The organism is Shewanella inventionis (assembly GCF_014641855.1).
Classification (GTDB): Bacteria; Pseudomonadota; Gammaproteobacteria; order Enterobacterales; family Shewanellaceae; genus Shewanella; species Shewanella inventionis.
This window is the reverse complement of record NZ_BMII01000022.1, coordinates 82,185-101,778: the sequence shown is the minus strand read 5'-3', so window position 1 is coordinate 101,778 and position 19,594 is coordinate 82,185. Positions and strand designations below refer to the sequence as shown.

Annotated in this window: 20 protein-coding genes and 1 riboswitch; of the genes, 4 read left to right on the top strand and 16 right to left on the bottom strand. The window is 41.9% G+C overall.

The window, feature by feature from the left end:
• Positions 1-185: 185 nt before the first annotated feature.
• Both IEW93_RS13965 and yegD read right to left on the bottom strand, forming a co-directional pair.
• A complete protein-coding gene (locus IEW93_RS13965) occupies positions 186-698 on the bottom strand; it encodes a CreA family protein (RefSeq protein WP_188739918.1) in 513 nt (170 codons plus the stop codon).
• A 15-nt stretch (positions 699-713) separates the two neighbouring features.
• Positions 714-2,120 carry a molecular chaperone gene (yegD, locus tag IEW93_RS13960; RefSeq protein WP_188739917.1) on the bottom strand — a complete coding sequence of 469 codons (1,407 nt, stop codon included), beginning with the start codon at positions 2,118-2,120 and terminating at the stop codon, positions 714-716.
• Positions 2,121-2,354: 234 nt separating this feature from the next.
• Between yegD and ppk1 the strand changes: the two genes are divergently transcribed.
• Entirely contained in the window at positions 2,355-4,505 is a 2,151-nt protein-coding gene (ppk1, locus tag IEW93_RS13955) for a polyphosphate kinase 1 (protein ID WP_188739916.1), read from the top strand.
• Between the two features lie 6 nt (positions 4,506-4,511).
• Positions 4,512-5,999 carry a Ppx/GppA phosphatase family protein gene (locus IEW93_RS13950; RefSeq protein WP_223417923.1) on the top strand — a complete coding sequence of 496 codons (1,488 nt, stop codon included), beginning with the start codon at positions 4,512-4,514 and terminating at the stop codon, positions 5,997-5,999.
• 59 nt (positions 6,000-6,058) lie between these two features.
• Here IEW93_RS13950 and trhO read toward each other — a convergent pair whose 3' ends face one another.
• Entirely contained in the window at positions 6,059-7,072 is a 1,014-nt protein-coding gene (gene trhO / locus IEW93_RS13945; RefSeq protein WP_188739915.1) for an oxygen-dependent tRNA uridine(34) hydroxylase TrhO, read from the bottom strand.
• Between the two features lie 229 nt (positions 7,073-7,301).
• Between trhO and IEW93_RS13940 the strand changes: the two genes are divergently transcribed.
• Both IEW93_RS13940 and IEW93_RS13935 read left to right on the top strand, forming a co-directional pair.
• A complete protein-coding gene (locus tag IEW93_RS13940; protein WP_188739914.1) occupies positions 7,302-7,979 on the top strand; it encodes a glutathione S-transferase in 678 nt (225 codons plus the stop codon).
• A 214-nt stretch (positions 7,980-8,193) separates the two neighbouring features.
• Complete coding sequence (locus tag IEW93_RS13935; protein WP_188739913.1) at positions 8,194-8,394, top strand: hypothetical protein; 201 nt, start codon at positions 8,194-8,196, stop codon at positions 8,392-8,394.
• 359 nt (positions 8,395-8,753) lie between these two features.
• Here the strand turns inward: IEW93_RS13935 and IEW93_RS13930 are convergent, their stop codons facing one another.
• The 13 genes from IEW93_RS13930 to hinT form a co-directional block, all read right to left on the bottom strand.
• Entirely contained in the window at positions 8,754-9,125 is a 372-nt protein-coding gene (locus IEW93_RS13930; protein ID WP_188739912.1) for a VOC family protein, read from the bottom strand.
• Positions 9,126-9,173: 48 nt separating this feature from the next.
• Complete coding sequence (locus IEW93_RS13925) at positions 9,174-10,343, bottom strand: MFS transporter (RefSeq protein ID WP_188739911.1); 1,170 nt, start codon at positions 10,341-10,343, stop codon at positions 9,174-9,176.
• Between the two features lie 573 nt (positions 10,344-10,916).
• Entirely contained in the window at positions 10,917-11,465 is a 549-nt protein-coding gene (locus IEW93_RS13920) for an NAD(P)H nitroreductase (protein ID WP_188739910.1), read from the bottom strand.
• 101 nt (positions 11,466-11,566) lie between these two features.
• Positions 11,567-12,160: an HvfX family Cu-binding RiPP maturation protein gene (locus IEW93_RS13915; protein WP_188739909.1), complete on the bottom strand. Its 594-nt coding sequence runs from the start codon at positions 12,158-12,160 to the stop codon at positions 11,567-11,569.
• 69 nt (positions 12,161-12,229) lie between these two features.
• A complete protein-coding gene (locus IEW93_RS13910; protein ID WP_188739908.1) occupies positions 12,230-13,075 on the bottom strand; it encodes a DUF6279 family lipoprotein in 846 nt (281 codons plus the stop codon).
• Between the two features lie 41 nt (positions 13,076-13,116).
• Positions 13,117-14,154, bottom strand: a complete 1,038-nt coding sequence (locus IEW93_RS13905) for a phosphotransferase (RefSeq protein WP_188739907.1) — start codon at positions 14,152-14,154, stop codon at positions 13,117-13,119.
• 36 nt (positions 14,155-14,190) lie between these two features.
• A complete protein-coding gene (pnuC, locus tag IEW93_RS13900) occupies positions 14,191-14,868 on the bottom strand; it encodes a nicotinamide riboside transporter PnuC (protein ID WP_188739906.1) in 678 nt (225 codons plus the stop codon).
• A 5-nt stretch (positions 14,869-14,873) separates the two neighbouring features.
• Entirely contained in the window at positions 14,874-15,134 is a 261-nt protein-coding gene (locus IEW93_RS13895; protein ID WP_188739905.1) for a hypothetical protein, read from the bottom strand.
• A gap of 49 nt (positions 15,135-15,183) precedes the next feature.
• Complete coding sequence (locus IEW93_RS13890) at positions 15,184-17,385, bottom strand: TonB-dependent receptor (protein WP_188739904.1); 2,202 nt, start codon at positions 17,383-17,385, stop codon at positions 15,184-15,186.
• 57 nt (positions 17,386-17,442) lie between these two features.
• Positions 17,443-17,548, bottom strand: a riboswitch (TPP riboswitch).
• A gap of 145 nt (positions 17,549-17,693) precedes the next feature.
• Positions 17,694-18,086: a YcfL family putative periplasmic lipoprotein gene (locus IEW93_RS13885; RefSeq protein WP_188739903.1), complete on the bottom strand. Its 393-nt coding sequence runs from the start codon at positions 18,084-18,086 to the stop codon at positions 17,694-17,696.
• A gap of 37 nt (positions 18,087-18,123) precedes the next feature.
• On the bottom strand, positions 18,124-18,591 hold the full coding sequence (locus IEW93_RS13880; protein WP_188739902.1) for a PaaI family thioesterase: 468 nt from the start codon (positions 18,589-18,591) through the stop codon (positions 18,124-18,126).
• Positions 18,584-19,096 (bottom strand): PaaI family thioesterase, encoded by a 513-nt coding sequence (locus tag IEW93_RS13875; protein WP_188739901.1) that lies wholly within the window; start codon positions 19,094-19,096, stop codon positions 18,584-18,586. The genes IEW93_RS13880 and IEW93_RS13875 overlap by 8 nt, the downstream gene beginning before the upstream one ends.
• Positions 19,096-19,449, bottom strand: a complete 354-nt coding sequence (hinT, locus tag IEW93_RS13870; RefSeq protein ID WP_188739900.1) for a purine nucleoside phosphoramidase — start codon at positions 19,447-19,449, stop codon at positions 19,096-19,098. The genes IEW93_RS13875 and hinT overlap by 1 nt, the downstream gene beginning before the upstream one ends.
• Between the last annotated feature and the right edge of the window lie 145 nt (positions 19,450-19,594).

The following is a 19,594-nucleotide window of genomic DNA, read 5'->3' as shown; positions in this document are numbered from 1 at the left end:
GTTTCTGTGCCTTCTATGCTGCTTAATAGTATTTTGACGTAGAGCAACTATGCCTACAATCCTATTACTTGCCTAGAAGGCACAGAATTCCCGCTGAATGACCAGATAATTAGTGGAATTGGTATAACATGCCCGCTCATCAATAAAAAAGGCAATCTATTTTGATTGCCTTTTTTATTATGCGTTTATTTTGTGGTTAATGGCTTTTGCCATGCATCTGTACCGTATAAAGGCACCGTTGATAATGCATGTTTATGGCTGCCGTTGGTTTCTTTGGTTGAATACGATAAATACAACAAGGTTTGATTTTCAGCATCAAAAATACGACGTACTTTTAAGCTTTTAAACAAAATACTTAAAGATTCTTTAAACACCACTTCGCCGTTTTTACCCATGTCAATTTGGGCGAGCTCGGCCTGACTAATCGGACCGGTTTGACGGCAACTGATGCTCATATCAGACGGATCAGCTAAATCTAAATTGGCCTCAATACGACTAATATGACAAGTCACCCCAGGAATTTTAGGATCGTGTTTAGCATCAATAATCACATCTTTGGTGGTAAACAGCCCTAAACTGACTTTGCCCACATCATCACTACAGCCACTCAGTACTACACTGCCTAGCAATGTGGCTAATAACAGTGATGCCGTTTTAGACGCATTCTTTGCAAACTTAAAGCTTAATTGACTGTGCATATTATTGACTCTTTTTTAGTTAAAAGCATGTTGGGCACAACGGGTTAACCCTGCCGTTACCGAACCAAAGTGATCACCAACCACCACTTTTGCAGCAGGATAAACACTGGCTATTTTTTGATATATCGCCGGGCTACGCGCTGTACCACCCGTAACATAAACAATATCAGGGCTGCTTGGCAAAGCGCAATCTTGTTGTTGTGCTTGAGCTGTTGCCGTTTGCATCGCTTGTTTCATTAAGGCTTCAACTTTGGCAAGTGGATCGCTAATGGCTTGTTCAAACTGAACCGCAGTAAGAGTGACAAACAAGTCTTTTTCAATAAAATCAAGCGAACACGAGGTGCTGTCGACATCAGACAAACTGATTTTTGCCATTTCAGCTTGACGTACCACTTGATAACTCATTTGGTTTTTTTGCACTATTTGTAAGCGTTTAAGTAGTTGTGGGTGTTCCGCCTCTTTTATCAACTGCTCAACCAATTTACGTGACGCTAAACTAACAAAATCGCGCTGGGCACTAATGTCGTTCACCGACACCGCATTCCAAAAAGGTGCTCTGGGCATAGGTTTACCGTTAGTCATTACGGTATCAGAACCAAAACTCGGCATTAAGCCTGTCATCGCCAAGGCAATATCTAAATCATTACCGCCAATACGCTGCCCAGAGTGACCCAAACAATCTTGTTTGCGATCGTGATTATTACAGTGCGAAGGCCCCATTTTCACGACAGAGCAATCTGTTGTACCACCGCCGACATCGACCACCAATACCGTGTTGTCACTGTCCAGGGTTGACTCAAAATCCATTCCTGCCGCTAATGGCTCAAATAGAAATGTCACTTCAGTAAACCCTGCTCGCGATGCCGCAAGACGTAAAATAGCTTCAGCTTGCTGGTTACTGTCTTCACCACCAATGCCTTGAAAGTTAACCGGTCGGCCAATTACAGCATGAGTCGATGCAGGCAATGATTTTTGTTGCAGGGCTTTATCGGCAAGGTTTTTCACGTGTTGCATCATTAAAGTGACGATGTCTTCAAACAAGCCTATCTGATCGGGACGCAGGCCGTTGGCGCCTAAAAATGATTTTGGCGAACGGACATAAAAACCTTCTTCTGGCATTTCAAGGTATGCGTCAATAGCGGCTTGCCCCACAAATACCGCTTGCTCATTGGGCAGCAAATCGAGTTCATGGCGCATTTGCTTAGCGCGCATTAACTGCGAACTACGAATATGAGAATATTGAGCTTTTAAAGGCTCAGGTAAACCTTGATATACCGCTTCAGCAATAAGCTCTCGGTCCATGGCATATAAGGTTGAAGGCATAAAATCTGAATGATTAGATAATGGCAGTAAGGTTACTGCGTCATTAATCATCACTCCTATTGCACAATTGGCACTGCCATAATCAAATCCAACAAACATTGGCTTACCTTCAGTCGTCTAATCGAAAAAAGCGCTCAAAATAACACACTTATGGCGCTTGCTAAACCATTTATACTATATACGGGTTTTATTGCCGCTTTGGGCAAGTGCAAGAAATAAATCTGTCATAAAAATCACATAATATGTTCGGTAACTTAAATTATCTCTAACGAGATAAAGCATATACTGGGTGTGAAGGAATTATCACAGCCTAATTCGTTGATAGGATCAGCAATGTCATCTGCTATTAGTGAGCAATATATTGATAAAGAATTGTCGTGGCTTTCTTTTAATGAGCGAGTACTGCAAGAAGCCTATGACAAACAGGTGCCGTTAATTGAGAGAATAAGGTTTTTAGGGATTTTTTCTAGCAATATGGACGAGTTTTTTAAAGTCCGTGTAGCCTCAGTGCGCCGAGCAATTCTATTATCGAGCTTGTCAGACTCACCTTGTTCTAGCCGTGAATTATTGAAACAAATTCAGCAAAAAGTCATTGATTTGCAGGAGCGATTTGATTCAATTTACCTCGAACTCATTAAAGAACTCGTGCGCTGTAATATTTTCTTAATCAATGAATTGCAGCTCAATGAGTTTCAGAGTCAATGGTTACATAAATATTTTAATGACAACCTAATGCGCCACATTGCCCCATTTGTTCTGACCAAACACAGTGAATTGGTTAAAAACATCAACGACGATGCCACGTATTTATGTGTCTGTTTGCATCAAGGAGACGAGAAGCAATATGCCTTTGTCGAAGTGCCCACAGCAAACCTGCCCCGCTTTGTTGAGCTTCCGTCGCAACACAAAACCAAGGTTAAGCATCTTATATTGCTAGACAATATCATCAGACATTGTATCGACCAGTTGTTTAAACCGTTTTTTGAATATGATCATATCGAAGTGTTTTCAATGAAAATGACTCGAGATGCGGAGTTTGATATAGCTGTTGAGCTAGACAAAACCCAGCTAGAACAAATGTCTAACGGCCTTAAAAAGCGTTTACGAGCACAGCCTGTTAGGCTGGTGTTTGACCGTGAAATGCCAGAGCACATGCTCAACACATTAAAAAAGCAATTAAACATTAGCTCAACAGAATGTCTTATTCCGGGTGGGCGTTATCATAGCTTTAAAGACTTTATTAATTTCCCTAATCTTGGGCGTAAAAAGCTGTTAAACGATAAAATACCCGCATTAAGTAGTGTCAAATTTAACGCTTGCGCCAACAACTTTGAAGCCATCCGTCAGCACGATATTTTATTAAATTATCCATACCATAAGTTTTCTCATTTTACCGAGTTAGTCCGTCAAGCGGCATACGACCCAGCGGTTACAGCGATAAAAATCAATTTATACCGCGTGGCTAAAAATAGTCACATTATGCAATCGTTAATCGATGCAGTTAAAAACGGTAAACGAGTCACCGCCGTTATTGAACTGCTTGCGCGCTTTGACGAGCAATCAAATATCGACTGGACCGTACGCTTAACCGAGGCGGGCGTAAAAGTGCATCATGGTATTCCTAGCTTAAAAGTCCACTCCAAGCTCTGCCTCATTAGCCGCAAAGAAGGCAATGAAACAGTATTGTATGCGCATATCGGCTCAGGGAATTTTAATGAAGGTACCGCACGCTTTTATACCGACTTTTCATTGTTTACTGCCGACCAAAACATCACCCAAGAAGTTAAACAAGTATTTGAACTATTAAAGCGCCCTTACCACAAAGACAACTTTGAACACCTTATTGTTTCGCCTTTTAATTCCCGCCAACGTTGGTTAGCGCTTATCGATGATGAAATCATTGCCGCCAAGCAAAAAAAACCTGCTGCAATTACCCTTAAAATTAACAATCTTGTTGATGATATTATGGTTAACAAACTCTATGAAGCATCACAGGCGGGCGTAAAAATTAAATTGCTAATCCGCGGCATGTGCAGCTTATTACCACAGGTAAAAGGCATGAGCGATAACATTGAAGTGCTCAGTATTGTTGACCGTTTTTTAGAGCACTCTCGAGTAATGCAGTTTTACGCTAATGGCGCCGACAAAATCTATATTGGCTCATCTGATTGGATGTCACGAAATTTAGATGAACGTATTGAAGTCTGTACGCCAGTTTATGATAGTGAGCTGAAAAAAATGATCACCGATATTTTGAACATCCAACTGAGTGATAATACCAAAGCTCGCATAATTGACCCTTTACAACAAAACCTCTATAAAGCCAGAGGTAATAAACGAAAAGTACGCAGCCAGATTGCTATTCATCATTATTTATCCCAATATGAATCCAAGCAGGCTCAACGAATAATCGATGCAAGTGCTGATAACACAGCAGAAATCGCAACAGATAGGCTTGAGCAACCACAACAAAAAAAGGCTTAATATCACGTGTCATCTACTGAACACTCATTACATTTTGTCGCCATTGACATGGGGTCAAATAGCTTTCATTTAGTTATTGCTCGTGAGCAACATGGCAGCATTCAAATACTGCATAAAGAAAAACGTCAAGTGCAACTGGCAAAAGGCCTGCAACCCGACGGCACCCTAGACGAAGACGCCATCGCTCGTGGTCTGGCCTGTTTAACCGAGTTTAATCAACGGTTTTCAGATTTAGAACAAACTCGGGTTAGGCTTGTCGCCACCCACACTTTACGCGTTGCGACTAATTGTCATCAATTTATTAAAGCCGCGTTGAAAATCATTCCTTATCCAATAGAAATCGTTTCTGGCCACGAAGAAGCACGATTAATTTACCATGGCATTATGCACAGCCAAACGTTAGCGGAGCAAAACCTGGTGATTGATATTGGAGGTGGCTCAACCGAAGTCATTGTGGGTAAAGCTTCTTCAACCTCTCATTTAGCCAGTTTAAAATGTGGTTGTGTTAGTTATCAGCAGCGCTTCTTTCATGATGGCGCACTGACTAAACACCACTTTAAGGCTGCGCAAAGTGCTGCTGACAAACAATTTTCACAACTCAGTAATGCTTACTTTAAATCGTCATGGCCACTGGTATTAGGCAGCTCTGGTACAGTTAAAGCCATATCAGAAGCCTTGCAATGCATAACCGATCCCCAGCAAAGTTTAACCTTAGAAAATTTAAAATCCTTAAAGCAGTATCTTATTGGTGTTGGTCACATTGACAACATTAAGCTAGACAACCTCGACCCAAAACGAATTCCCCTATTGGCTCCTGGACTCAGTATTTTAATCAGTTTTTTTAAACGCTTATCTATCAATGAAATGCAAGTAGCACAAGGGGCATTACGTGAGGGAGTGTTATATGAGCTGGCGCAAATTGAGCAGCTTGAGGGCGTCAAACAACGTACAGTGAGTAGCCTGGCGCAGCTTTATCATATCGACCCTGATCAGGCTGCAAATGTAACAGCAACTATCGACCATTTATTTTCGCAAGTGGCCTCGCAATGGCACATTAGTGAGTACCAATGGCTGCTTCACGATGCCGCCATGCTGCATGAAATAGGTATTCAAATCAATTCACGTGCTCATCAACGGCACGGTGGCTACATAATTCAAAACAGTGACTTGCCTGGGTTTAATCAATTACAACAGCACCTACTCGCCTTGCTCGTAGCCAATCAACGTAAGCGCATAGATGTCGAGGCCATTAGCGAACTGGATGACGACGAACAGATCATATTGATTCGATTATTGGTTATTTTTAGACTGGCAATGGTCATGAACCTGGGGCGGATAAGCAACAGTATCGAACCGGTTAGCATAACCGTTGATGAACAAACCGTGACATTATCGTTAATAGAGGGTCAACGTTTACAAAATGATTTACTTTGCCGAGATTTAGCTCAAGAGCAGAAAAAACTGGCGTTACTAGGGATAAGTTTACGTTTTTAATCTGTTATGCAGCCCAGCTTTACTGGGCTGCAAACATCAGCAGTTAATAGATAGTCTACTTACTTTTTCATTTCTTCTTGTGCTTTACGCTGCGCTTCTTTTTGTTGGCGACGTGCGGCAATCACTTGATTAACGTCACTGCCTATGTGCGCTTCACCGCGTTGCTTAGCTAATTGCACCTGGCGCTCACGCTCAATAAAACGTTGACGCTGCTCTTCAGGGATTTTATCAATACAATGCGGGCAACTCACACCTTGTACATAAGCCTCAGATTGTTTTTCAGCTTCGGTGATCGGCATACGACATGCATTACATTGGTCATATTGACCTTTCTCTAGGCTGTGGTTAACGGCAACGCGATTATCAAACACAAAACACTCGCCTTCCCACATGCTTTGCTCTTGGTCAACTTCTTCAAGGTATTTTAAAATGCCGCCTTCAAGGTGATACACCTCATCAAAGCCCTGCTCTTTTAAATATGCGGTCGATTTTTCGCAGCGAATACCACCGGTACAAAACATTGCCACTTTTTTATGTTTAGCAGGATCTAGGTTTTGTTTTACGTATTCAGGAAACTCACGAAAGGTTTCTGTTACTGGGTTAACCGCATTTTTAAAGGTACCTATTTTCACTTCGTAATCATTACGGGTATCAACCAAGACCACATCGGGATCAGAAATCAGCGCGTTCCAGTCTTTAGGCTTAACATAAGTACCCACCACTTTACGTGGGTCAATGCCTTCAACGCCCATGGTCACAATTTCTTTTTTAAGCTTAACTTTGGTGCGATAAAATGGCATTTCATCATCAAAAGACAACTTGGTTACAATGTTATCTAGACCAGGTTGGCTGTCTAACCAAGCGAGTAAGTTATCAATACCCTGCTGCGTGCTAGCAACCGTGCCGTTAATGCCTTCTTGAGCAAGCAACAATGTGCCTTTCACTTCGTTTTGTTCCATTACCGACAATAACGGCTGACGAATTGACTCAAAATTGGGCAAGGCAACAAACTTATAAAGGGCACACACAACAACTTGAACAGGGGATGTTTGGTCTACATTAATGTCTTGCATACAATTACAACTCCGCTGGCTGGAACTTAATTTCCAGTGCATAAATAAACCCGGCGCACCATGCGCTAAGTCAAAAAAACGGCCGAAAGTATACCTAAATCACAATTGAAACACACCCACAAATTCGATCTGTATTCAAATTAGCTTTACACTATCTCCACTAATGGTTAATTCACCTTGCAAATGTTGGCATAAGCTAAGATTTTCGTTCCCTAAATAAGTGTATTTTATGAATTCTGCAATTTTGTATTCTTTTCGTCGATGCCCCTATGCCATGCGCGCTCGCATTGCACTGCATTTAAGCACACTTAACCCATACATTCGTGAAATAGAACTCAAAAATAAACCTGATGAAATGCTTGCGGTGTCAGCAAAAGGGACCGTACCGGTTTTAATCACGGCAGATGGCAGTGTAATAGCTCAGAGCATTGAAATTATGCAGCTTGCGCTAACACAACATCCCGATCTAACCTGCCCTTGGTTAAGCCCAAATGCCTACCAAACCTTACTTAACAGCATATCAACTCCACAAACCAATGAGCTGATTAATGCTAATGATAACCACTTTAAACCCTGGTTAGACAAGTATAAATATGCAGACAGATTTCCCGAGCAAAGCCAGACATGGTACAGACAACAGGCAGAACTGTTTTTGCAGTTATTAGAAGAAAAATTAGTTCAACAGGCGTACCTATGCGCAGATAGCCCAACATTAGCTGACTTTGCGATTTTTCCGTTTATTCGCCAATTTGCCAATGTAGAACCGCAGTGGTTTGCAACAAAACCGTACCCAAAGCTAAGCCAGTGGTTAAGCCAATTAGTCAACAGCCCTCTATTTTTAGCTGTCATGCAAAAGACACCTCTTTGGTTGCCACAGCGAAACATGATGAAGCTCAAGCAAGCATAGCAACAATAAGTAAATGTCATACCTTTGTGTAAAAATGAAAATTTTATGAATATTTAGTAGGTTACTGACTATTATTCTGTTTAATTTTACAGTAAATTATCAGTCAAATGTAAATAACAGCTAAAAACACGCAGTTTTGGTTGTTTTTTCTGCAAAAGTTAAATTTAGGCTTACACTTAATTATCGTCATTGCTGAAACGCAAAGGAACATGACATGAACAATATGGATATTACGTTAGTCTTCATGCTTATTGCATTATTGATTTTACACATTCACTTTTGCTATCGGGCATTTACCTCGAAAGCACATATCAAAAACGCCCAGCGCATCGTGTGGGCAATGCTCAGTTTGTTAATGGGTCCATTAGGGTATTACGTCTACCAAAACCTTATTCCACTTGAGTTTTACGAATAGATTGCGACAACACGTTTAGGTGTAATACCAATGGTATATATGGTTAAAAAGGCTTTACGGTATAAACAGTCGAGCGTATCCATTGTGTACGCACTACACTTGAAAACCCAACTTTGTTGAACATGTTGGTACAAAATCCGTTGGGCTGTCCACCACAATGAGCTATGGCCTCGTTATGGTGGTTAACCTTCAAAAGGTACTTCAGTGAACAGATTTAACTGACTTTTTCGAGCACTGAGCCCTGAAATTTTTCACTTACAGCTTATTGTACGTAAATGAAACATGGCATTATTTGAACCTGTAACAAATCTTGTCATTGCTTGGCAGAGAGTTCAAATAGGTGCACCCGACACTTGTTTTTAAACATGCTGATCGATGAGTATCGGGTTTCCATCAGGATCAATAATTGCAAAACTCGATGGCCCTCTGTCTCCAGTTATTGAATTTTCAGCTATTTCGATACCTTTAGATTTAAACTGCTCAAGTAACTGACGTACATCATCAAATGCGTCTACACTTTTAGCATTTTGATCCCAGCCAGGATTAAAGGTCAGTATATTTTTTTCAAACATCCCCTGAAACAAACCGATATTGGTGTCCCCATGCTTCATGATTAAAAAACCATGGGACTCTTCGCCGGCGAAGACTTCGAAGCCTAATTTCTCATAAAATACTTTCGATTTTTTCAAGTCTTTTACCGCCAAGCTAATTGAAAAACAGCCCAATTTCATTATCTTGCTCCTTGGTGATTGATAAAAACAAATACGACTTTATTAACATTACTGTTTATTGGCTCTGTTAACAACAAAACTCAATGCAACCAAGGTGATACTCAGACAAACAACACCAAACCATCCTGCCAGATCAAATGCTTGAATGCCCACAAATGACCCAAGAGCCCCACCCAGATAATAACCAAGCATATAAATACCGTTTATGCGGCTTTGGGCCTGTGGATCGATTGAAAATACTCGTACCTGATTAGACACCTGAGCACTGAACACCCCAAGGTCGATAAGTATAATACCGGCAATTAACCCCAATAATGTGTCGGCAAATAGACCAGAAATAACAAAACCAATCGCAATGATCATCAATGCCATACTTATCATGTTACGAGATCCAAATCGACTAACTAACGAGCCAGATACTTTGGCACCAATAACACCTGCAATAGCAATCACCCCAAACAGCCCTGCTTGCTGAGCATTATAATGAAAGGGAGACTCGCTAACATGTAAGGCTAACGTTGCCCAGAGCGCATTGAAGGACGCAAACCAAAGTGCGCCAGTAAAAGCCGAAGTTCGCAGTGTGGCATGCTGTTTAAATAATGTTGCCATGCTCGCAACAAGCTTAAAATAAGGGATCTTAATTGTCGGTGTATTGGTTGGTAAAAAAACGGTTAACAACACACCAAACAAGGTTGCAATACAAGCTGACATAAGAAATACAGCCCGCCAGCCAAACTGCTCACCCACAAAACCACTGAGTGTTCGAGAAAGTAAAATGCCCACCGTCAGACCTGTCATCAATGTACCTATGACCCGACCTTTGTTTTCGGGCGTGCTTAACGACGCAGCAAATGGGATCAACTGCTGGGTTATATTGGCACTTAAGCCAATGATAAAACAGGCAATAACCAAAGCAATAAAACCCGATGAAGAAAACGCAACCAGTGATGATAGCACTAACAATACGGATAAAATGGCAATGAGCCGTTTGCGTGGCAGGGTGTCACCTAAAGGAGATAAAAACAATAACGCAGCGGCATAACCAATTTGTCCCGCCGCAGGCACCACGCCTAATTGTCCACCGGTTAACCCAAGCTCTGCTCCAATATTGGGTAAAATGGGTTGATTATAATAAAGGTTTGCCGCCGTTGCCGAGACAGCGCTCGACATCAGTAACAAGCGCCCTTGACTTAATGTTTCATTGTGGGTTGTTGACATAATCCCGCCTTAATTTTGTTTATCACTTCGATGCATGAGTAGATAAACAAATTGTAGGGCGAACCAATCAATGACAAAAATAGTATTTTAACCTTGAATCAATACGATTTGTGTATAGATAAAATCGGCTCAGCAGTAAAAAAGCTTGGAATTAACCGATAAATGTCTCGGCTTTAGTTTCTTGCGTCGCTTTACTTTTTAAATCCATTTTGTTTTAGTGCCTTGATATTTCGTAGGAATGAAAGCGTCAGGCAGCATTGTTTATTTCAAAAAAATCGCGCTATGAGAGCCTCAATATGTGTTTGTATTATTTTATTGCTAAAAGCACGAGCCGGTTAAATTTAAAGAGGCGCCAAAAAATGACAAGGGTTTTGATACACAGTGCACACAACATAAAGATGGGAGACAGGGCTGACTGTAATGGTCTAATGACAAAGGATATTGATTCGATTTTTGTAGACAGATACAGATGAAGTGTAAAACTGGGCGAAGCGCCCAAGGTTAATGCCCGAAGGCCATCTACATGAAGATGGCCACTGGTCAAAACGTCAAAACGTGATGACCTTGTGATATTTACAAATAACGCGCAAATTGTTGGCCACTTTTAAGCGGTTTAGTGGGTGCGACCACCGCTGGGGTGCCGACATATAAAAAGCCGACAATTTGATCGTCTGCAGCTAATCCCAGTGCGTTATTTACATCAGCATTAAATGCAAAATCACCACTGCGCCACACAGCGCCTAATCCTATTGCAAATGCCGCTTGTTGCATGGCCATGGTGGCACAACCTGCTGCGATGTGCTGCTCAATGGCCGGCACTTTGTCATGCTGTTGTGTTTTGGCCACAACGGTAATTACCATAGGCGCACGATATGGCATGTTACCAGCCTTGGTTATCATGGCGTCATCGGCACCTTGCGCATTGGCGGCGGCAACAAAAATGTCAGCTAACTTAGCAAGGCCATCGTCAACGGCAATAATAAATTCCCACGGTGTTAGCGCGCCATGATCGGGTACTCTGGCGGCGGCATCGAGTAAAAAAGTCAGTTGTTCATCGTTAGGCGCTGGGGCCACAAGACGGGGTGTTGATTGGCGGGTCAGTAACAGTTGTTTAGCGTCCAAGATGCAATCCTTTCATGAAATATTTTGCAAATGATATTAACAAAAATCCCACCAATTTGGTGGGATAAATTAAACGTGTTTCATCTGCACAGTGAACAACACTATTTTAATAAGCGACGGCGAATAAAATAATCGGCACTGGTGTAACGACCACCGCCAATGACCAGTAATGCTAACAACATAAATAAGTAGGTGATGGCAAATTCAATCCCGTTATTTAAAATCACAAAATTGCCTGAGCTGGTCAGCCATTCGTAATTACCGTGTTGTTGTAAAATAGACTTTGCCGCGGCTAACTTTTCTGCTGAGGCAATCACGTTCTCGTTCGCTAACCATGAACTAGCATCGGCAATCGCTAACCAGCCATTAGGTAAATGCACCGCAAATGCAGCCACCAGCATGGTGATCATCATAGGTAAAGCCACTAATCTTGTTGCAAGACCAATTAATAATAATGCTCCGCCAAAGAGCTCTGTGCCTGCGGCCAATGCCGTCATCACCTCTGGCATGGGTAACCCTAAGCCCCAATCTGGATTACCAAACCAAGCTGCTGTGTCGTTAAAGTGCGACAATTTATTGTATCCTGCTTGCATTAATACGGGGGCAAGGTACAACCTTAACGCCAAAGCGGCTAAGCCTTCTAAATGCTTAATAGTGTGTAAAAATTTTTGATATAACTCAATTAATGTCTGCATAAATAGCCTATTTTGATTGTCTGTTGAATTAAAAGACCCGTAAGCTCAATAAAACATTTCAATCAAAGATTATTTATCTAGGTGTAATTCGGTTAAATCGTCAACAAGCTCAGCTAGTTTACGGTCAAAATGCTTACGCTGTTTATCGCTAAAGCTCTGATTAAGTTCAATTATCATGACACCAAACTTATGAGTATTCACATCAACATTGTCTCGGTAAACTGACGATTTGAGTTCATCGGGTGCGGTAAATAAGCGAGTCATTTGGGTGGTAAAATACTCTGTTTCATTGCGGCGCAATAAAGCTTGTTCAAATTGACGTTGCCATTCATGACGATATTCTAACCACATATCAAGTGTAGCGAGCCGCTCGGTGTTGGCTTGATGAATAATCTGTTTTTGTGCATCACTTACACTGCCCGTCCACTCTTTGAGCTGCTTTTCAATGCGTTTATCTGAGTCTTTTATTAACTCAGCCTGATCTTTACCAGCGTATTCTTCGATAAGCTCTTTTTGCTCCTTTTTAAGCTGAGTTAATACTTGCTGAACTTGTTTGTCATCAAAGCTGGCAATAATGGGCAGTAGCTCTGGCATAACAAAGTCAAAAATACGGTACCAATGTGCTTTGGCCATAGTGACTTGTTGCTGCCACAGCTCAGGGGTTAAAGAATAGTCATTGGCTTGTGTGGAGAGTATGGTTAATTGATCACGGTAACGCACAAGCTCTTCTTGTCGATGCCATACTAAAAATTGCTCCACCAAATGATCAAACTTATTTTGCTGATCGCGGTTTAAGTCAACGTACTCTTCAACTTCCCATTCAATGGCCCAATCAAGAAAAAAATAACTCACCTTGGTTGAGCAGCCTACAAAGAAAATTGAACAGCACAATAACAGCAACAGTTTTTTGGTCACGATTGAACCCTCAAAATTTATATTCTTTATATGTACATTGATTAGTGGATGAGAGCCAAGTATTGATTGTAAAACTTAATGTATTTAGACATCGCTAATGTATCTTCTTGAGTGGTTTCAGCGGCCATAAGCAGCGCCCACATCGCCGAAAACAACCAAAAACAATTTATTGCTGCAGGTAATGCCGCCTTGGCAGCTGCCACGTCTGTTAAACTCGCCATTTGACAATATTGCACAATAACCTTGTGGGTCAATTGATTTACTTGTTCATTTGTTAACTCATGTGTAGCTACGGCACTGGCTAAATCAAATAGCGGGTGGCTGGCAACAGCGTATTCGTAATCAATACAATACAATTTCGCTTGGTCGACATTATCATCATGAGTTTGGCAAGCCGATGTACTGCTTAATAATACGTTATGCGGTGTTAAATCACGATGACAGAAAATTGGCAATAATACGCACGACTCTAGTTGTGATAACCAATGCCTTACGCGAACATTCATGCACTGCAATTGTTGCCATGCTTGTTGCCATTGCCCTTGAGTTTGTTCTGCACTGTATTGTGCAAGTTGCTGGGCATACTGCTGCCATTGGGCGCTAACGGTGATACTTTTAGACGGTACAGGTAATTGACTCAGCGAGGCAAACAATTGTGCCAGCAAAGTAACTGCATCAACATGAGGATGAGACATCGCAGCCAATGGCCGAGAAGATGAGTGGCCAAACATTGATGAGAATTGGCTCCAATCACCTTGTTGTTGAGCGACAAACTCACTTAAATAGAATTGCTTGTCATCACTCACCCACTCAAGTTGCGGGGCAATATTTGCATCAATGGCTGCTCGCCAACATTCAATTTCAAGCTCTCGGTTACACCAATGGCTGTGGCGTTGGTTAACGCGTAATACCTTGTCACCTGTGGGGCAAGACAATCTGTAATTTTGGTTACTTAACCCTGCATTTAATAAAGTTACTGCGCTGCATTGGGTTAATAATGAGTGATACATTGCAGCAGGCATGGCCTGCTGCAATGTGTTGATTAACTCACTTGGTAAAGTCAGCAAGGGTGATGGCATGTGATTTAACGCTATAACAATCTGATAATGCAGTGATTATACACTAATTACTTGTGAAGAAACCTTGTCTTGCTCTACAACATTATGTTGATATTTTTTGCGCCACATCAGGTAACCCGCGAGTGCCATTCCAACATATAAAATAAATAAACCGCTAGTGAGCATTAAGCCTTTTTGAAAGTATAAATAGATAGAAACCACATCAATAACAACCCAATAGAGCCAGTTTTCGAGCACTTTTTTTGCCACTAAATAGGTAGTGACCACTGCAAAACAGGTTGTTGCTGCGTCAATATAGGGAAAAGCCGCAGAAGTATAATTTGCCATTGCGTAGCCAACAATCACAGACACTAAAGATGTCACGGCAATGACGATGCTATGGGTTTTAAGTGACCAACTGGTAATCTTAAGATGGGAGCTAACATGGTGTTGCTGCGTTTGCTGTGCTGGCGGCACATGCAGCCATAACCAGTAACCGTAAACCGCCATACCCATATAATAAATATTAAGTACCGACTCCATCAGCAACGACACATTCCAAAACAAAACGGTATAAATTGCTGTGCTAATAAATGCAGCAGACCAACACCATATATTGGTCCGCATGGCCAAAATAAGATACACAAGTGCAAGCATGACCGCGATAGCCTCCCAAAAGGTCATTACCGATGCTTCGTTAATGGCTTGCTGAATCGCTAATATCATGTCATTCATGGTCATTATTCACTATGGCTTAGGTTAAGTTCGCCGCCAATAAATTTGCACACAAACACGGCTTTGCCCCACTTTTCGTGAGCGGCTTGCATTTCGATGGCTAACATTGACATCACATCGCTGTATTCACCACACACTTGCGTTGCCATGGCATTGGTAACACGTTCAATATTGTTGTAACTATCAACACGACCAATGAACCACTTGATCGGGTCAAGATAGTTTTCGTTAAAGGGATACATACTGATTTCTGCAGTTAATTTCATCGCTTATATCCTAAAAGGTATGCGGCACCGGGTGGTGCCGCTGTTGAACTTACATAAACTTATAATCGAATGTAACGCCCACTTGACGAGGGTCGCCATAACGTATGTATTGCTTATCGGCCCAATCTAAATCGGGTTCGTTACCAAAGTAGAACCCGCGCACACCATATTCTTTATCAAATAAGTTTCTGCCCCATAAATAAGCTGACCAGGTTGCGGTTTCATAACCAATACGTGTGTTAAAAATGGTATAGGCATCTGAGGTTGATTCGTTACTGTCTGAGTAATAAAAATCACTTTTACCACTGGCATTAAGGTTAGCAAACCAGCCAGAGTCAGCCACATAAGTCATTCCGGCACTGTAGGTAAATTGAGGTGAATGAGCGAGTTCACGGCCAGATAAGTCGATAATAGAACCGTATTTGTCGCTGTATTCATATTGACCGTATTCGGTTTCCAACCAACCAACACCGCCGTAAAATTCAATATTTTCAGTAACGTACCACTTGGCATCCAGCTCTGCACCGTAATTTTGCGAACTACCGGCATTTTCAGTAAATAGCACAAACCGTTGAGGATTATCAGGATCTTGTAAAGACGCAGCCACTTGTTGATCTTCACGATCCATAAAGAATATCGCTAGCGTAGAATCAACTTGGCCGTTTAACCATGTCGACTTCATGCCGATTTCATAGTTATACAAAATCTCAGTATCAAACTCTTTTTTGTTGGCAAGCTCAGTAGGCAGGGTCATGTTAAAACCACCCGCTTTATAACCTCGCGCAATACGGGCATAAGTATTATGGTTGCTATTAATCGCTTTTGATAAAGCAATATGGCCGCCCCACATGTTTTCTGACGGGTCAAAATTATCATTATTGCTGTCAGTATATTCGCTGTCGCGGCGCTCAAAACGCAAACCGGTTGACAACAAATAGTCGTTGCCTAAATGACTGTCCAATTGCCCGAATACCGCATAATTTGTGGCTTCATAACTTGACTGCAGCACTTCATCTGGCCAGGTGTTGTACTCTGAGTACAAGTCGTTATCTTCATTGAGGTTCATGGCATACACACCCACTAACCAATCCGTTGAGCCTGCAAAAATACGCCCGGCATCTTTTGACGATAAACGAAACTCTTGGGTTAATGTACGACGGTCCCCCGCTTTATCCCAGGTGTAATCGTATACACAGGGCTCAGTGCCAATAACATTGTAATCGTCGTCATACGCTGTACATTGCTTACTGGCCCAGTAATCAGGGTTTGCCCAGTCGCCGTCATACGCATGATGATGATCGGTTTGTGCGAGTGATGTGAGCGAGGTAAAGTCAAATGCACTTGCACCACTGTAAATAAACTTAAGCCCTGCACCTGTGGTTTTTTGAGTATCAACACCCGGTTTATCCGTTAAGGTATTGCTGGTGTTATTATCGAGTGTCCAGGCATCGTAGCCATTATCAAAATTGGCATGCAGTAAGGTTAAATCAATTTGTAAATCGTCGCTGGCATACCAACGCAATTTAGCGCGGGCGCTTAGCTCATCACGCTCATTTGTGTCGTCACGGTTTAAGTATAAATTATCACGATACCCATTTTGATTGTGCTGCTCTACAGACACGCGATATAACAACTTACCTGTATCATTTAATGGCCCAGAGCTAAAACCAGAAAACGTACGTAAATCATCATCGCCCACGCTGACTTTAGCGCCATGCTCAAACGAGTCGGTTGGGTCGTTACTTTTAAGGTAAATTAATCCAGCTAATGCATTGGCACCATATTGCGTCCCTTGCGGTCCACGCAGCACTTCAACTTGCTGCATGTCATACATACTCGACACCATGCCAAGCCCAGACAAATCAATATCATCGACCACATAACCCACTGAAGAATTAGGCGCTCCTTGGTATTGCTCTTGCTCACCCACACCACGGATTTGAAAATACTTAGGGCGCGAACTTCCGCCTGACCAGTTAAAGTTAGCGATAGAATTGAGTACATCTTCGAAATGTTGAGCGCCTTCATCTTCTAATTGCTGCGCATCAATGACGGTGACACTCGATGGCATTTTATCAAGACTGATATGACTAAAATCAGCATTGACAACAATCACTTCCATTTTTTCGTATTCTGGTGTGACGCGCTCAATATCTGCAGTTTTAGCCAGAGTAACGGGCGAGCTCAATGCGGTAATAACCGCTAAAGCAATTGGCGAATGGGATAACCCAAATGAATTTTTCGTGAACATAGGACCTCAAATAGTTATTTTGAGATCCGGCAAGAGTAGCGAATAAGAGGTGCACTTATAGATAGTGTGGCCCATTCCTACGCCGGTATAAGCCGGATCAGGTTCTAAGGGTTCGTCTTAAGACATCTCAGTTCAGTAGTGCTGAACACCCCTTGGCGGCCACGAGTATAAACTATCTAAAATTTGATTACACGATCCTTCATACAATTTGATAACACAAAATAGCGTGTCAATATCAAGTCGGTGTTTCTTTGTATTCAAGTAAACAAAGCCTTGCTCAGTATTGAGTTATCACATATCAACAGCGATTAATCAGAGTAGGTTTCGCGCACGTATATTTCAAAATGACTGACTTGAGTATTAGGTGCGACGGCACTCACTTGCAGTTGTTGCATGCCATGTAATTTAAGCGACTTCCAACTCGTTGCTTCATCTTCAATGGTATAGCCGTTGGCGTCAAACCAGGTGAATTTGTATTGCACGCGTTGGTCATAGCTCGATTTACTTTGAATTAATGCAGACGCTTTAACTAGGTCTCCAATCATTATTGATGAAATGTCAGTCACATTAACATCACTGGCAAAAGAGCTGCTATCCACTCGCACTTGCCCGTTAGAGTCAACGGCAATACCCGCGGTATTGTGGGCGCAGGCGCCAAATAACAAGGTTGAAGTGAGTACAAAAAATGATGCAAGTTTCATAATCTTTTCCTTAAATGTTACTGGCGGTATTGGGTTATTAGTCTAACAAAAAGTGCGCTCTCGCAGTCGCAATTAACTGTTTACGGTTTGTTTGCCAACAATTAATACTCACATTGGCCACCCGGCGACCTTGACGGGTAATCTTGCATTCTGCAAAGGTGTCTTGGTGTAAACCAGCCCGTAAATAATCAATTGAAAAATCGACAATTTTAGGCACCTTTTTAGCTTGCATAAACACCATTAATTGCACAATGGCCGACATTTCCATAAAACCAGCAATTACACCGCCATGAATAGCCGGCAAGATTGGATTACCAATATTGTCATCTTTAGCGGGCAGTTTAAACACCATTTCGTCGCCAAAACGGGCCACCGACATGCCAATAAATTGTGAATATGGCACTTTTTCAAGCAAATAACTGTAGTCATTTAACTCAATGGCGCGCTTTACCACATCTTGAACATCCAACTCACTTGATGCCGCTTGGGTTGTTTGCTCAGTCATCTTGACTCTCCGGCAAATTGCCCATTAGCGCTTGACGAAACTCTTCGCCAACCATTTCTGGGCTGATACGCATAAACGAACCAACGGCATGAGCAATGGGTTCATCAATACTGTCTTGATAAGCAATCGCGCGAGTAAAAGCCACACTTGACGACAAACGGTAGCATTCTGCAAAGGCATACACCGCTTTATGAGGCTCAGCAGGCTTCATGTAGTCAACTCGCAAATCTAACGTGGGCGACAACTCAAGTGATTGATATTTTTTTAAAATCGCACACACCACTGCAGTACCACAGGAGGTATCAATTAAGGTGGTGATCACCCCACCATGAATTACGCCTGTATCTGGATACCCAATAATATCTCGGCTATAAGGCAGTTCAATTAACACGTGGTGCTCGCTGGCTTCTTTAACACTTAACCCTAATCGGCGACACTGCGCCAATTGATTAACAAAGCGTGTTGCCACTTCCGTTAACGGAAAAAAGTCACTGTTAATCTTCATTATCCGCGGCTCAACATCGGGCCTAATGGCGCTCCACCAACAAGGTGCATATGGATATGATATACCTCTTGGCCGCCATGTTTATTGCAGTTCATAATCAAACGATAGCCATCTTTTGCAATACCGGCTTCATCGGCTAATTTAGCTGCGACAGTCATCATTCTGCCTAATGCTTTTTCATCTGATGCTTTGACATCATTGGCAGTAGGGATCAGATGATTAGGAATAATAAGAATATGCGTTGGTGCTTGTGGGGCAATATCACGAAATGCAGTGACTAGCTCATCTTGATATAAAATATCGGCAGGAATTTCACGACGAATAATTTTACTGAATATGGTTTCTTCGGCCATTTTAAGATCCTTAATGAATGACATCATGTTGCTGCGGTTAATAGTACCAAGTCTTTAATCTCTGACTCCAGAAAAAACACACAAAATCAGCTATCTTTTACATAAAATGGGATTCGTTTGCTTAACTGGGTCATTTTTGGCAGCA